This is a genomic window from Dapis brunnea BLCC-M229, from assembly GCF_050015995.1.
In the GTDB taxonomy this organism is placed as follows: Bacteria; Cyanobacteriota; Cyanobacteriia; order Cyanobacteriales; family Microcoleaceae; genus Trichodesmium.
In genome coordinates, this window is sequence record NZ_JBNHEP010000223.1 from 82,317 (window position 1) to 98,253 (window position 15,937).

Genomic DNA, 15,937 nt, shown 5'->3' on the forward strand with positions numbered 1-15,937 from the left:
ATATTGACATTAAATTACTAGCAATATATATGGTCAGTCAAAAAACAATTGATATTGTTAAATCTACAGCTCCTATTCTCAAAAAACAGGGAAAGCAAATTACTACTCGGATGTATGAAATAATGTTTCAAAATCACCCTGAAATTCAATCACAATTTGATATGTCGGCTCAAGCTGATGGCTCTCAATCAGCAAAATTAGCAACTGCAGTTTATGCTTATGCTACTCATATTGATGATTTGGCTGGTTTAAAATCAATGGTTGAAAAAATTGCTCACCGCCATGTACAAACTCATGTACAACCGGAACAATATCCAATAGTGGGAGAATGTATGTTGCAAGCTATGCAGGATGTTTTGGGAGAAGGTGCAACGCCAGAAGTTATAGATGCTTGGGCGGAAGCTTATCAGGTATTGGCGGAGGTTTTTATTCACCGAGAGCATGAAATATATGAGGAGGAAGGTGTTTCCTGATTTCATTTTTTTTAGTTAAAAAAGGGGGAAATATTGAGTTTAATAGTTGCAGGGGAGCGTAGTGGTGTTGGCAAAACAACTGTTACGTTGGCGTTACTAGCTTATTTAAAACGGCAACATCTTAAGGTGCAGTCATTTAAAGTGGGACCTGATTACATTGACCCAATGTTTCATCAATATGTGACGGGTAAACCTTGTCGGAATTTAGACCCAGTGCTGACTTCTGAAGTTTATGTGCAACAATGTTTTGGGCGTAATATTCAGGATGTTGATTGTGCTTTGGTGGAGGGGGTGATGGGTTTGTTTGATGGGGTGAAGTTTTTCGATCGCTCGTTAGAAAGGGGGGAATTTTATCCCCCCTTACCCCCCTTTCAAAGGGGGGAATTTTATCCCCCCTTACCCCCCTTTCAAAGGGGGGGAGCTGGTAAGTGTTTTCCTGATTTTGCTTCTACTGCTCATATTTCCCGGTTACTGAATTTGCCTGTTTTGTTGGTGCTTGACTGCAGTCGGTTGTCTGCTTCTGTAGCAGCGATCGCTCATGGTTTTGTTTCTTTCGATCCTACTATTAATTTTGCTGGTTTGATACTTAACCGGGTGGGGAGCGATCGCCACTTACAACTACTGCAAAATTCTTTAAAATGTACAAATTTACCTGTACTTGGGGTTTTCAGACGGTATCAAAATATTAGTATTCCTGACCGACATTTGGGTTTAGTTCCTACTGATGAAATGCCGAATTTAGATAATTTGATTAATGATTTAGTTGATTTGGCTGAAACTTGTTTTGATTGGGAAAAATTACTGCCTCTTTTAAAAGTTGAAAATGAGAAGTCTCAGGAGGTTTTATATACTAATATTTGCTCTGATAAGAACATACATTTTCCCAGCTTAGTTGCCAATAATTTTGAGAAAAAAAGGTCAGAAATTTTGATAGGAGTGGCTCGCGATCGGGCATTTAATTTCTATTATCAAGATAACCTGGATATTCTGGAAGAGTTAGGAGCAAAAATATTATTTTGGAGTCCGCTAAAAGATGAAAATTTACCAGTAGGAATACAAGGTTTATATTTTGGTGGCGGATTTCCAGAAGTTTTTGCTCAACAGTTAAGTGAAAATTTTCTTGTTAGAAAGGCAGTTAAGGAAGCAATTATTTCGGGAATGCCGACTTATGCTGAATGTGGTGGGTTGATGTATTTATCTGAAGCAATTATTGACTTTAATAGTAACTCTTGGCAGATGGTAGGAATTTTGCCGACTAAGGCAGTAATGGGGAAAAGTTTAAAGTTAGGATATCGGCAAGCAATTTCTAATATAGATACTCCTTTATTAGTAGCAAATACACAAGTTTATGGCCATGAATTTCATCGTTCAGAATTAACTGAAGTACCTCCAATACCTCTATATAAAATGTGGCGAATTGATGAGAAAAAAAATCAGATTCAGGCAACTTTTGAAGGCTGGAATTTTTATCAAGTTCATGCTTCTTATATTCATCTTCATTGGGGAAATAGAGTAGATATTCCGAGGAGATTCATTGAGCAGGGGAGTAGGGTAGTGGGGGAGTGGGGGAGAAGTCAAAATAAGAATAATTAACACGCTACTAACTAATAATATCATGTCCGGTTGAATAGGTATAATTAAAGCTTGTAGTAGGGCTTTAGCCCGACCTATCTATATATCGGGCTAAAGCCCTACTACAAACAACAACTTTTTTATCACTAATTATCCGGACATGATATTTTTATCAAAAAGGTTATTCCACCTGTGTTAATTACTTAATAATTGAAGTTTCACCCAAGTATATTATTCTTTTTTCACCCTTGGTATAAAAAGAAAGAGACTAGAGATAAAATATCACATATATTTAGAGCTTGCTGATTAAATATAAAAGCATTGACAGAGAAATAAGGTGCTTTTTTAGCTCTTGAAAAAGTACCTGGTTTTCAGTTCTTCATTCTCAAAAAGTTAGAATTTATGGCAAGAGTTGGGCAAAAAAATTACTCCTGTACGGACGTTCCATGCAACGTCCCTACCTACTCCCCTACTCCTGAAAAAAGACTTTTTCAGCAAACCCTATTTAGAGGTCTGAACAAGTCGGCTTTTTTTGATTCTGCCTCCTAATCTCTGCATATTTTTGGTAAAATTGGTAAAATTAAGAACTGTTCAATACCAAATTAAAAAATCAAATGACTGTATCTGTACAATTTATTGAAGGATTGAATGAGAAAATTACAGAAGTTAGTCTGAGAAAACGTCGTAACTCGGACACAAAAATCGTTGTATTAATATTTGACCGCCTGCAAGCTACTGAGAGTTTTCGTTCCTTCACTAATAAAATAAATAAATTATGGTTGAAAGACGAGGAGGGAGATATTGAAGTATCTCCCAATGGGATTAAGTTTTTGTCTGCTGATGAAAGTGATTTTTCCAAGGTAGAATGTTCTTTTGAAGTTGATTCAGAGGAAAATTTTGAGAGAGTAATGCGATTTTTGCACCGTTATGCTGAGGCTAATGGTTTTGAGTTTAAGTCTAATTAGGCAAATAATAGGGTCTGCTGAAAAAGTTTTTGGTAAGGAGAGACAACAAGGAATAGGTAAGAGTATTTTTGAGGTTGAACAGGAGTAAAATATTTCACTATAAGAGAATAAATGTATCAGTAAATTTAACAAAGGGAATAGGTAATAGGGGGTAGGCAAGAATACACAACTATTGGTCACCAAAAAATAGTCCTAAAATCTTGACTAAAATATAGCTAATTATCAAAGAGTGAGGACTTTTACTATAGCAATCCTAAATTGGTTGTGACAATTTTTATAATAGTTAATTTTAACTGAAAACTTTGAAAATTCTGACTCCTGAATCCTAAGTGCCTCCAAAATATAGCAATTCCCATACTGGTGAAGTACAAAATTTTAGGTTTAAGGGAACCCTTAACAGGGAACGGGTAACAGGAAACATGGAAGAAAAAGACAAAAAGATAACTGTACCTCACAACCTTGGGAAACCCTATATTATAACTTAAATAGGATTGCTATATTATACCAATTTAAAAAAAGAATGTTACGAATAGTAAGGGGAATAAAAATATTTTTCAGAAGATTTACCTTTGACAAAAAAGATAATTTCTGAGTTAAAATATAGTATTAAAGGCATTCCCATACGACTCCTAACTCCTGACTCAAACAAAAATTATCTAGTCATTTGTAGCAAACATTTATCAAAATGGTATTAGGGATGAATGTAAATTTATTCTATCGGTTCAAGCTTTAACATTTTGTTGAAAAAGAATCTCTAAGAGTTCAAATTTTGGATTAGTGTGGAAGGGTTTGTCTCCTAACTTGCAAATAGATAAATAAACAATTTCCCTCAAAAATTTGATAAATTAAAGTTTCAGATTTGCCGAAATAAATGTTATTGCTGTAGGGGCGGGTTCAAGAAAAAAACTTGTAGAGCTAAATTGGATAAAAATTAAAATCATTAAAGGGAAAAAAAATGAGTAAATCAATAGTAGTTAAACAACTGATTTCCCAGGAAATTACATCACAGAATTTTCGACCTTTTGGGCAAGTAATTTGGGCTTCAGCAGATGGCAAAAAATATGACCAAGATGATGCTCAATTAAGTTTAGAAAATGGTACGCCGCGATTCTATATTATGAGGTTGAAAAAAAGAGGTCGAAAGTTTACAAAAATTACTCGTCATGGGCAATGTACTCAATGTTTAGGTTCTCTAGAAGGAAAGGAATGGTTAATGGCAGTTGCTCCACCTTGTGCAGAAGAGGCACCTAAATTAGAGAATGTAGTTGCTTTTAAAATTCCCGGAAATTGTTTTATTAAATTAGAGGTGGGAACCTGGCACGCTGGACCTTATTTTGAGCAAGATTTTGTGGATTTTTACAACCTGGAATTAAGTGATACAAATGTTGTGGATCATTTTACTCACGACTTTGCTAGAAGTCATAATTTAGAGTTAGAAATTGTTTGACTTGCTTAACTAAAAGGAAGAAGGAAAGGTAGAGGGATAATTATTCCCACTACCACCTCTAAATTTCCCCGTTCTCCTGACTTGTGACTCCCGTAGCCCCTAAAAAATCACCTAGCTATTCGTAGCTAATATTTTTGACACTCCACGGACTAAAGTCCTGTGGATTCGCGATTAGGAGCTTTCAAGAATTGATAATTGATAATTACCTCTCCCTAAAAGGAAGAGGATTGAATCAAAGGAAAATTTGGCGTTGGTAATTTGAGGTATGATTCATGTTGTATGGAAGAGCGCAAGAGAACTCCGTGACCTAGAAGCGACCAAAAAACTTTCTCTTTCTATTCCTCTTTCTTCTTCTTTCTTCCCTCCTGACTCCTGACTCCTGACTCCTGACTCCTAAGTAATTAATATTAATATCATACACTAATTTACCAACGCCGAAAATTTTTTCTTGTTTCTCCTTTAAAGGAGAGGCTTTAAACCTTAATTATTCCGTAAATCGGGTTAAAACCACGATTTTGACATTGCTCGAAACAACCACATTGCCAGTACCGTACCCTCCCATATCCCCTCCCAGGAGGGGAACTAAAGGGGTGGGTACAGCAGTAGGGGCGATTCGCGAATTGCCCCTACTTGGCGGTGCCAATCGCCACTACTCTCTCCGGCTATGCATACCATTGAGGCTATTTTAGTTATTACTTAATAATAACACATTTTTTTGACTTGACGAACGGATTAAAATCCGTCGAGTTGCTTCCATCCAGCCGTTAAAACTGGCACTTTTCCTGCTTACCGAAATTTTACGATAAAATTGGTATCACATCGTTAAAGTCCGATCGCTGAGAATGCTACATTTACACCACAGTAAAATCATCCGCAGTAACTAAACTTGCATCAATACCTGAGATGCTAGCTAAAGTTTCCCCAGAAGCAGTAACATTAATTAAAGTCGAACCGCCACTGTTGACAATATCTAACTCATTAAAACCTACCCCTTCTAATTTAATTTTGTCTGTGCCATCCTCAAAATCTTGAATTACATCTACACCCATTGCTGGACCGATGATGAAAGTATCTGCACCTGTACCACCATTATATGTGTCGTTGCCTATACCACCGTTGAGGATGTCGTCTCCCTTTCCACCATCTAGGAAGTCTTTGCCATCCCCTCCAGACAATGTATCTGCTCCACTGCGTCCATAAAGTATGTCGTTGCCTACACCTCCATCTAGGGAGTCCTTGTTGCTACCACCATCTAGGAAGTCCTTGCCATTCCCTCCAGACAATGTATCCGCTCCCCTGTCTCCATAGAGTATGTCGTTGTTGTTACCTCCATCTAGGAAGTCCTTGTCATCCCCTCCAAACAATATATCTGCTCCACTGTATCCAAAAACTGTGTCTTTGCCATCCCCTCCAGACAATGTATCTGCTCCACCAAAACCGTAGAGTTGATCGTTACCTGCTAATGCTGAGTAATTTTCGGCAATTTTAGTACCTAAGAAAATATCGTCACCAGCAGTTCCTTGTATTGTGGAAGTTTCATTAAGATCATTGACATTAATGGTAACTGCCTCTTGATAAGTATCTCCATTGGCGTCAGTAGTCTGGACTCGGATATTGTAAGTAGACTGAGTTTCATAGTCTGGGGAACTATTGATTTTTAGTTGGTTTTCTTCAATGGTGAAGGCTGAGTTATCGGTATCTCCAGTACCTGCTACTAAGGAATAAGTAAACCTATCTCCATCATCTGGGTCGGTGGTAGTTAATGTCCCGACGACAGTGTTGGCTGCTACGTTTTCGTCAATAGTTTCATTACTGAGTAGGATGTCAGTGGGTGCGGAGTTCTCATTAAGATCATTGACATTAATGGTAACTGCCTCTTGATAAGTATCTCCATTGGCGTCAGTAGTCTGGACTCGGATATTGTAAGTAGACTGAGTTTCATAGTCTGGGGAACTATTGATTTTTAGTTGGTTTTCTTCAATGGTGAAGGCTGAGTTATCGGTATCTCCAGTACCTGCTACTAAGGAATAAGTAAAGCTATCTCCAATATCGGAGTCGGTGGTAGTTAATGTGCCGACTACACTGTTGGCTGCCACATTTTCATCAATAGTTTGACTGCTGAGTAGGATGTCAGTGGGGGCAGAGTTCTCATTAAGATCGTTAACATTAATGGTTACTTCCTCTTCATAAGTGGCTCCATTACTATCAGTAGTTTGGATGCGGATATTGTAACTTGACTTAGTTTCAAAGTCTGGGGAACTATTGATTTTTAGTTGGTCTCCATCAATAGTGAAGGCTGAGTTATCCTCGTCTCCTTCACCTGCTACTAAGGAATAAGTAAAGCTATCTCCAATATCGGAGTCGGTGGTAGTTAATGTGCCGACTACACTGTTGGCTGCCACATTTTCATCAATAGTTTGACTGCTGAGTAGGATGTCAGTGGGGGCAGAGTTCTCATTAAGATCGTTAACATTAATGGTTACTTCCTCTTCATAAGTGGCTCCATTACTATCAGTAGTTTGGACTCGAATCTCGTAACTAGACTTAGTTTCAAAGTCTGGAGAACTATTAATTTTCAGTTGGTCTCCATCAATGGTGAAGGCTGAGTTATCGGTATCTCCAGTACCTGCTACTAAGGAATAAGTAAACCTATCTCCATCATCTGGGTCGGTGGTAGTTAATGTCCCGACGACAGTGTTGGCTGCTACATTTTCATCAATAGTTTGACTGCTGAGTAGGATGTCAGTGGGGGCAGAGTTCTCATTAAGATCGTTAACATTAATGGTTACTTCCTCTTCATAAGTGGCTCCATTACTATCAGTAGTTTGGATGCGGATATTGTAACTTGACTTAGTTTCAAAGTCTGGAGAACTATTAATTTTCAGTTGGTCTCCATCAATAGTGAAGGCTGAGTTATCGGTGTCTCCAGTACCTGCTACTAGGGAATAAGTAAAGCTATCTCCAATATCGGAGTCGGTGGTAGTTAATGTGCCGACCACACTGTTGGCTGCCACATTTTCGTCAATGGTTGGATTGGTGTCTGAGAATTTAACTAAATAGCTATCTAAACCCCCATTACTGGTTAAATCATTTGTGCCGTCTCCGTCGATATCGATGCTGCCATCAAAGCTTCCTGTAGCCCATACATTACCATTTCTGTCGGTGGCTATGCCTTCATCAAAACCAATACCCCGGATATTTTGGGCAAACAACAAGTTCCCATTAGTATCGAACTTGGCTACATAGCTATTCCGATTCCCATTACTGGTCAAATCATTGGTACCGTCTCCGTCGATATCAATGCTGCCATCGAAGTATCCTGTAGCCCATACATCACCATTTCTATCGGTGGCTATGCTTTCGCCTCCATCAAAATCACTACCCCCGATATTTTGGGCAAACAACAAGTTCCCATTAGTATCGAACTTGGCTACATAGCTATCCCGACCCCCATTACTGATTAAATCATTTGTGCCGTTTCCATCAAGATCGATGCTGCCATCAAAGCTTCCTGTAATCCAAACATTACTATCCTTGTCGGTGGCTATGCCTTGACCTCCGCGCTCGGGAACATTAACACCCCCGATATTTTGGGCGAACAGGAATTTGCCATCAGTATCGAACTTGGCTACATAGCCATCATCTCGGCCATTATTAGTCAAATCATTTGTGCCGTCTCCATTGATGTCGATGTTGCTACCAAACTCTCCTATAACCCAGACATTACTATCCCTGTCTATCGCGATTTCAAAGATATAATCATTCTCAAGACCGCCGATATTTTGTGCAAACAGGAAGTCGCCATCAGTATTGAACTTGGCCACATAGCCATCGTCTCGGCCATTATCAGTCAAATCATTTGTGCCGTCTCCATTGATGTCGATACTTTTATTGAAATAACGTCCTGTAGCCCAAACATTATCATCACTGTCGATGGCTATGCCATGGCCCTCATTTCCCCCGATATTTTGGGCAAACAGCAAGTTGCCATTAGTATCGAACTTGGCTACATAGCTATTCAGAACCTGATTACTGGTCAAATCATTTGTGCCGTCTCCGTTGATGTCGATACTGCTGCCACGGAATGTTCCTGTCACCCAAGCATTATCATTGCTGTCGATGGCGATAGCATTGCTGTTATCACTCTCAAATCCCCCGATATTTTGGGCGAACAGCAAGTTGCCATCAATATCGAACTTGGCTACATAGCCATCCTCGAAGCCATTATTAGTCAAATCATTTGTGCCGTCTCCGTTGATGTCGATGCTGCTGCCACCGAATGTTCCTGTCGCCCATACATTACCATTGCTGTCGGTGGCTATGGCATAGATATTATCAATCCCCCCCAAACTTTGGGCGACTTCCGACTGGTAGGTATTGGTACTGAGTTTTATGTTAGTGGGATTGTCATTAATATTGTTAACATTAATAGTCACTGCCTCTTCATAACTGGCTCCATTACTATCAGTAGTTTGGACTCGAATCTCGTAACTAGACTTAGTTTCAAAGTCTGGAGAACTATTAATTTTCAGTTGGTCTCCATCAATAGTGAAGGCTGCGTTATCGGTGTCTCCAGTACCTGCTACTAAGGAATAAGTAAAGCTATCTCCAATATCGGAGTCGGTGGTAGTTAATGTGCCGACTACACTGTTGGCTGCCACATTTTCATCAATAGTTTGACTGCTGAGTAGGATGTCAGTGGGGGCAGAGTTCTCATTAAGATCGTTAACATTAATGGTTACTTCCTCTTCATAAGTGGCTCCATTACTATCAGTAGTTTGGATGCGGATATTGTAACTTGACTTAGTTTCAAAGTCTGGGGAACTATTGATTTTTAGTTGGTCTCCATCAATAGTGAAGGCTGAGTTATCCTCGTCTCCTTCACCTGCTACTAAGGAATAAGTAAAGCTATCTCCAATATCGGAGTCGGTGGTGTTAAATGTACCGACTACAGTGTTGGCTGCTACGTTTTCGTCAATATTGTCATTGCTGAGTTGAATATCAGTGGGGGCAGAGTTCTCATTGAGGTCATTCACCGTAATGGTAATTTTCTCTTGATACTTGGCGTCATCAGCGTCAGTAGTTTCGACTCGAATCTCGTAACTAGACTTAGTTTCAAAGTCTGGGGAACTATTGATTATCAGTTGGTCACCATCAATAGTGAAGGCTGAGTTATCCGTATCTCCCGTACCTGGTACTAAGGAATAAGTAAAGCTATCTCCATCATCGGGGTCGGTGGTTTTGAATGTACCGACTACAGTGTTGTCTGGCACATTTTCGTCAATATTGTCATTACTGAGTTGAATCTCAGTGGGGTCTTCATTTATATTGTTAACCTTAACGATCATTTTCTCTTGATGACCGACGTTATTTCCATCGGTAGTCAATACTCGAATCTTATACTCATTCTGAGTTTCATGGTCTGGGGAATTATTGATTTTCAGTTGGTCTCCATCAATGGTGAAGGCTTCGTTATGATCGTCTCCTTCACCGCTGATAAATTGGTAAGTAAAAGAGTTATCTCCATCATCGGGGTCGGTGGTGTTGAATGTACCGACCACAGTATTGGCTGGCACATTTTCGTCAACAGTGTCATTGCTGAGTTCAACGTCAGAGGGTTTTTCATTTAGATCGTTCACCTGAATGGTAATTTCCTCTTGATAAAAGCCTCGATTGTCGTCAGTAGTCTGAACTCGAATCTTATACTCATCCTGAGTTTCATGGTCTGGGGAATTATTGATTTTCAGTTGGTTTCCTTCAATGGTGAAGGCTTCGTTATCGTTGTCTCCTTCACCTGCTACTAAGGAATAAGTAAAGCCATCTGCTTGTTCGCTATCGGTGGTATTGAATGTACCGACTACAGTGTTGGCTGGCACATTTTCGTTGATAGCTTCATTGCTGAATTCGATGTCAGTCGGGTTTTCATTAACATAACCCTCATAGAAGAGAAGCTCATTGTTCTGCATGGTAAAAGCATCCAAGTTACCATCCCCATTAATATCAACAAGGGGGACCTCGTTCACACTCGCTCCCACATTTGTCGGTCCGAAGTAGTCAGTTTCTTCCTGAAAAGAGGGAACAGTAGGAGTTCCAGTATTGCGGAATAACCGGATATTGCCAGGGTTTCCAGTGATAACAACAAGATCCAAGTCCCCATCCCCATCAATATCGGTAAGGGTGGGTACAGACGTAGACCCCAAATTTGTCAGTCCGAAGTTTTCAGTTTCTTCATTAAAAGCTGTGCCACTGCCGCGGAAGAAGCGGATATTGCCATTTGTATTGATAAAAGCATCCAAGTTCCCATCCCCATCAATATCGCCAAAGGTACCTCGAAGAGAAGAATTGCTTAAATTTGATACAGATGGTTCTCCGATGCGAAAGCTGGGAACAGTAGGAGTTCCTTCATTGATTAAGGACACGACATCAAAGCTGATAGATCCCGGTGTGTTCCTCCAAGCATCAACAAAAAGATCCAAGTCCCCATCCCTATCAATATCGGCAAATCTTGTTCTCCATACCCTATTCACTCCCAAGCCTGGCTCCCATATCTGTGACAGGTTGAATGTGTTATTTTCTTCGTTAAAAGAGGGAACAGTAGGAGTTCCGGTATTGCGGAAGAACCGGATATTATCGGGATCGAACTTAGAACTATCACCCTTGAAGAAAAAAGCATCCAAGTCCCCATCCCCGTCAATATCGGCAAATGTGGGTGTAAACAGCTCCAGCGACCCACTCGCCAATTTTGTGAGTCCGAAAGGGTTTTTGATAGGAGATAAAAAGTTTCTCACTGCCATGATGAATTAATTCCTCTAATTTGATCGAGTTTTGGTGTTGTCAAGTTCTTACTAAATAGAACTAACAGGACTTACGCATTACAACGTATTTTCGTCATTGCGACCGACATGGAAGCAATCTCAAATCCTAGTTGTTCATACCTAATGCGTAAGTTATGACTAATGCTGAATATGGTTAATTCAGTGCGTTTTTGGCAACAGGTTATTGTGTTTCCGTTTTTGACGTTTATATCATCCCAGAAGTTTTCCGAAAAAGCAATACAGAAAAGTTCAGGAAAATTCAGGAATTTTTGACCTGAATAAAACTGAATATTTGGAGGTCAGAATCTGATAAATAATACGATTTTATTAGCATTTGAGCTTATACATACAACAAATGTCGTAGAATTAATGTTCAGAAAAGTTCAGTTTTAGTTAGTTTTATTCAGTGGCTGAAAAAATCAATCAAGTAAATGTCTTATACCAATTTCTCAGTGGATTAAATTTTTGAGGCACAGAGTCGTATGTAGGAATTAAGCAACAGGAGAAAAAAGGTTAAAAATACTCCAATACATATCCAATAAGCCATCTCCTCTTCTTGGCACACTTCCCCCTCTTCCCCACTTCCCACACTCTTCAGCGCTATGGATGAAGGGCGCGGAGATTGATACAGCATAAAATTTCGTATCCCACTTTTCGTATTCTGTTAATTGTTCAGAAAATTTTCCTAGAAGATATCCTCTAGCATTATTCTGCATCGACAAAATACTAAACCCTAAATTTTCAATATTATCAACTTGAGTTTCAATAAGATTTAGTTTTTGGGCTTGTTTTGTCAGTTTTTCTACTTGTAAATAAACGAAAAATGCTGATATAAGCAATAGTAATACTAGTAGAGATATCCAAGTAAAATTTGGTTTTTTAGATTTAGTCTGGGCAAATCCATAGTAATAATTAAGTAATTTTTTTTTTAACTATAACAATATAGGTTATTATAACATTATCAAATCTCAAATCAGAGAAATGCCATGTCTGACAAAATTTATGAGTTAATCTTACGAAACTGTTGCTTACTGCTACCAAACTACCAATTGGAAATAGTAGATATTGCTATTGATGATGGTATAATTACTGCTATTTCTGCAAATATTCCTGCTTCAGGACAACAAGAAATAGAGATTGAAGAAAAATTAGTTACCCCACCATTTGTAGAATCCCATATTCACTTAGACTCTAGTTTAACTGCAGGTAAATCACGTTGGAATCAAAGTGGAACATTATTTGAAGGGATAAAAATTTGGGCTGAATACAAACAAAATTTGAGTATAGAAGATGTGAAAAAACGCGCTATTGAAACTCTTAAAACTCAAGCTAAACAAGGAGTATTATTTGTCAGAAGTCACGTTGATGTTAGTGAACCAACACTAACAGCATTACAAGCACTTTTAGAAGTGAAAGAAACCGTCAAAGATTGGATGACTTTACAAATAGTTGCCTTTCCTCAAGACGGTATTTATAGTCAAGATGAAAATCTGACTTTTTTAGAGACTGCTTTGCAATTAGGAGTAGATGGTGTAGGTGGAATTCCTCATTATGAATTTACCAGGGAAGATGGAGTAAAATCTATACATCATATCTTTGAGTTGGCAGAAAAATATGACTGTTTTATTGATATTCATTGTGATGAAATAGATGACGACCAATCGAGGTTTTTAGAAGTAGTTGCTGCTTGTGCAATTCGCACAGGTTTAACTTCACAAATTACTGCTAGTCATACAACTGCTTTTGGTTCTTATAATAATGCTTATGCTTTTAAATTAATGAGTTTATTAGAGAAGTCTAAAATTAATTTTGTTGCTAATCCTTTAATTAATATTACTCTCCAGGGTCGTACTGATACTTATCCAAAAAGGCGTGGTGTGACGCGAGTAAAAGAGTTATGGCAACATGGATTAAATGTTAGTTTCGGACATGATTGTGTGCAAGACCCTTGGTATAATTTAGGTACTGGTAATATGTTAGATGTAGCTTATATGGGTGTACATATTTGTCAGATGACAGGAATACCAGAAATTAATGCTTGTTATCAAATGATTACTAGGAATGGTGCGAAAACTTTAGATGTGGAGGATAGGTATGGAATTGAAGTAGGAAAACCGGGTAATTTGATAGTTTTAGATGCTAAGAATCCCTTTCATGCAATTAGGAAACGAGCTACAGTCAAATATGTATTTTCTCACGGGAAATTATTAGCAGAAACTACACCTACAAAAATAAAATTTGCTGCCTTTACATAAAAAATGTGAATGAAAAACTAAGTGAGGAAATAAATTATGAAAAATATCGAAAAATATGTAGAATTAACGGCAGAATTAATCAACTTACCATTACAGTCAGAACATTTTCCAGGTGTCGTAGCAAATATGGAAAGAATAGCAGCGATCGCTCAATTAGTTACAGACTTTCCTCTACCACCAGAAATAGAACCTGCACCTAAATTTGATTTAGAAAAATGGGGAGAAAAAATCGAGAAATGAAATGGGTCTCACCCTCCTGTAGTTGCTATGAAAAGGGGGATTCCAAATTGCCAATAGTAGGAGTTTGGTCTCCAAACCCCTACTCAAGTCTTTCTTTTTCCTGATTTTTTATTACCAAATAATTAAGATTTAAAACCTCTAAACATGAAGGATAAAAAAGAAAAAAATTCCTTTGAGTCAATCATATCCTTTCCTTAAAAAAAAGATTTCATTAATGGATAATGGATAATTTATAATTACCTCTACCTTTTAGGGAGACGATTGATGTTTAAGGAAAAAATTTACTTTTTTCCCTTTTATTGGGTCGGGTTTAAACCTGAATCATCTAATTATTTAATTGTTTAATTATTCAGGTTAAAAGCCTCCCGTAATAATTGATAATTAGAGAGAGTTTTCATGATCCATTATCCATTGTTAAAGAGGTAATTATCCATTATCCATGATTAATTAGGGCTTGCTGAATAAATTTCAAAGCATTTACAGATAAAGGTTTCAGCATTTTTAAGTATCAAAAAGTGCGAGATTTTAGGTGGCAATGGTTCAAAAATTTAGGATTTTAGGCGCATAGTTGAGCAGAAAAATCACTCTTACAATTCTTACTACTACCCCTCTATAATTCCCATTTCTCCTGTCTCCTGTCTCCTGTCTCCTGTCTCCTACCCCTACTAAAAGACTTTTTCAGCAAACCCTAATTATTAATTATTAATTATCAAAAACATGACTATCAACCTTAACCAAACAGACGCTGTAGCGATCGCCTCTGCCATCAAAACAGGGGAAATTACTGCCGAAATCTTAATAAACCAATGTCTCGAACAAATTTACGACCGCAACCCAACTCTAAATTGCTTCACCGCAATCACGACAGAAACCGCACTAAATAGGGCAAAACAAATAGATAGAGACATTGCCCAAGGCAAAAACCCCGGTTTACTAGCAGGAGTCCCCTTTGCTGTGAAAAACCTCTACGATATCTCAGGTTTAACTACCCTCGCTGGAGCTAAAATTAACGCCGAAAACCCACCCGCAACCCAAGATGCAACCGCCGTTGCTAAACTCAAACAAGCAGGTGCCATCCTGGTTGGTGCCCTCAATATGGATGAATACGCCTACGGTTTCGTCACCGAAAATAGTCACTACGGCGCAACACCCAACCCCCACGACCTCACCCGCATCTCTGGCGGTTCCTCCGGTGGGTCTGCTGCTGCGGTTACTGCGGGTTTAGTACCCATTACTCTCGGTTCCGACACCAACGGTTCCATCCGAGTACCTGCTTCTCTATGCGGAGTCTTTGGGTTTAAACCCACTTATGGGCGTTTATCGCGAGCAGGGGTTTTTCTGTTTGCCAGTAGTTTAGATCATGTTGGACCCTTTGCTCGTTCTGTACGAGATATCGCTACAGTTTATGATGTTTTGCAAGGGTCGGATGCAAGAGACCCAGTTTGTACTAACCGCCCTCCTGAAACTTGTTTACCTCAACTAAACCAAGGTATTAAAGATTTGCGCATTGCTATTGCTGACGGTCACTTTGCCAAAGGTGGGGAATCGGAAGTATTCACAGCAGTAGAACAGGTGGCGGAAAATTTTGGTGTGACTCAGCGGGTGACAATACCCGAAGCACATCGAGCGCGAGCTGCTGCTTATATTATTACTGCTGCTGAGGGCGCGAATTTGCATTTGGAAAATTTACGCACTCGTCCCCAAGATTTCGACCTGGGAACTCACGATCGCTTTTTGGCAGGTGCTTTAATTCCGGGAGACTGGTATATCCAAGCTCAACGTTTCCGCCGTTGGTATCAAGGTTGCGTCGAGGAAATATTTAAGGAAGTAGATATTATTTTGGCTCCCACTACTCCTTGTGTTGCACCGCTATTAGGGCAGGAAAAAATGACTATTGCTGGGGAAGAAGTGTTAGTACGTCCGAATTTAGGTTTATATACACAACCTTTGTCTTTTATTGGGTTGCCAGTTTTGTCGGTTCCCATTCGCCGTACTAATGGTTTGCCTTTAGGAGTACAAATTATTGCTGCACCTTATAATGAAGCATTAATTTTACGAGTGGCAGCATTTTTGGAGATGGAACAGTTAGCACCTCAGTATTTTATATAGCTGTACTTCAAAATCAGAAAAATCAATTTGAAAATTGGATTCTATTGGATTCTAGATGTAG

9 protein-coding genes are annotated in these 15,937 nt (G+C 38.8%); 7 read left to right on the forward strand and 2 right to left on the reverse strand.

Annotation, left to right across the window (positions count from 1 at the left end; genetic code table 11):
* Nucleotides 1-29 precede the first annotated feature (29 nt).
* The 4 genes from ACP6PM_RS24735 (at nucleotide 30) to ACP6PM_RS24750 (ending at nucleotide 4,457) form a co-directional block, all read left to right on the forward strand.
* Nucleotides 30-473 carry a globin domain-containing protein gene (locus ACP6PM_RS24735; RefSeq protein ID WP_426589356.1) on the forward strand — a complete coding sequence of 148 codons (444 nt, stop codon included), beginning with the start codon at nucleotides 30-32 and terminating at the stop codon, nucleotides 471-473.
* 33 nt (nucleotides 474-506) lie between these two features.
* Complete coding sequence (locus ACP6PM_RS24740) at nucleotides 507-2,066, forward strand: cobyrinate a,c-diamide synthase (RefSeq protein ID WP_426589358.1); 1,560 nt, start codon at nucleotides 507-509, stop codon at nucleotides 2,064-2,066.
* Nucleotides 2,067-2,659: 593 nt separating this feature from the next.
* Nucleotides 2,660-3,010 (forward strand): photosystem II reaction center protein Psb28, encoded by a 351-nt coding sequence (gene psb28, locus ACP6PM_RS24745; RefSeq protein ID WP_426589360.1) that lies wholly within the window; start codon nucleotides 2,660-2,662, stop codon nucleotides 3,008-3,010.
* Nucleotides 3,011-3,965: 955 nt separating this feature from the next.
* Nucleotides 3,966-4,457 carry an ureidoglycolate lyase gene (locus ACP6PM_RS24750; protein ID WP_426589362.1) on the forward strand — a complete coding sequence of 164 codons (492 nt, stop codon included), beginning with the start codon at nucleotides 3,966-3,968 and terminating at the stop codon, nucleotides 4,455-4,457.
* An 851-nt stretch (nucleotides 4,458-5,308) separates the two neighbouring features.
* Here the strand turns inward: ACP6PM_RS24750 and ACP6PM_RS24755 are convergent.
* Together ACP6PM_RS24755 and ACP6PM_RS24760 are read right to left on the reverse strand one after the other, a co-directional pair.
* Nucleotides 5,309-11,251: a cadherin domain-containing protein gene (locus ACP6PM_RS24755; RefSeq protein WP_426589364.1), complete on the reverse strand. Its 5,943-nt coding sequence runs from the start codon at nucleotides 11,249-11,251 to the stop codon at nucleotides 5,309-5,311.
* 512 nt (nucleotides 11,252-11,763) lie between these two features.
* The gene (locus tag ACP6PM_RS24760) at nucleotides 11,764-12,111 is read right to left on the reverse strand and encodes a CHASE3 domain-containing protein (RefSeq protein WP_426589365.1); all 348 of its coding nucleotides are present in this window, start codon (nucleotides 12,109-12,111) and stop codon (nucleotides 11,764-11,766) included.
* A 147-nt stretch (nucleotides 12,112-12,258) separates the two neighbouring features.
* On the opposite strand from ACP6PM_RS24760, the gene codA reads away from it, so the two are divergent.
* The 3 genes from codA (at nucleotide 12,259) to ACP6PM_RS24775 (ending at nucleotide 15,876) form a co-directional block, all read left to right on the forward strand.
* Complete coding sequence (gene codA / locus ACP6PM_RS24765; RefSeq protein ID WP_426589367.1) at nucleotides 12,259-13,527, forward strand: cytosine deaminase; 1,269 nt, start codon at nucleotides 12,259-12,261, stop codon at nucleotides 13,525-13,527.
* Between the two features lie 36 nt (nucleotides 13,528-13,563).
* A complete protein-coding gene (locus tag ACP6PM_RS24770; RefSeq protein ID WP_426589369.1) occupies nucleotides 13,564-13,767 on the forward strand; it encodes a DUF4089 domain-containing protein in 204 nt (67 codons plus the stop codon).
* Nucleotides 13,768-14,484: 717 nt separating this feature from the next.
* Nucleotides 14,485-15,876: an AtzE family amidohydrolase gene (locus tag ACP6PM_RS24775; protein WP_426589371.1), complete on the forward strand. Its 1,392-nt coding sequence runs from the start codon at nucleotides 14,485-14,487 to the stop codon at nucleotides 15,874-15,876.
* The last annotated feature ends 61 nt before the right edge of the window (nucleotides 15,877-15,937 follow it).

Bases quoted from the DNA above. Each gene is read 5' to 3' on its own strand.
- ACP6PM_RS24735 (WP_426589356.1), top strand. From the start codon at position 30: ATGGTCAGTCAAAAAACAATTGATATTGTTAAATCTACAGCTCCTATT.
- psb28 (WP_426589360.1), top strand. From the start codon at position 2,660: ATGACTGTATCTGTACAATTTATTGAAGGATTGAATGAGAAAATTACA.
- ACP6PM_RS24750 (WP_426589362.1), top strand. From the start codon at position 3,966: ATGAGTAAATCAATAGTAGTTAAACAACTGATTTCCCAGGAAATTACA.
- ACP6PM_RS24755 (WP_426589364.1), bottom strand. From the start codon at position 11,251: ATGGCAGTGAGAAACTTTTTATCTCCTATCAAAAACCCTTTCGGACTC.
- codA (WP_426589367.1), top strand. From the start codon at position 12,259: ATGTCTGACAAAATTTATGAGTTAATCTTACGAAACTGTTGCTTACTG.
- ACP6PM_RS24770 (WP_426589369.1), top strand. From the start codon at position 13,564: ATGAAAAATATCGAAAAATATGTAGAATTAACGGCAGAATTAATCAAC.
- ACP6PM_RS24775 (WP_426589371.1), top strand. From the start codon at position 14,485: ATGACTATCAACCTTAACCAAACAGACGCTGTAGCGATCGCCTCTGCC.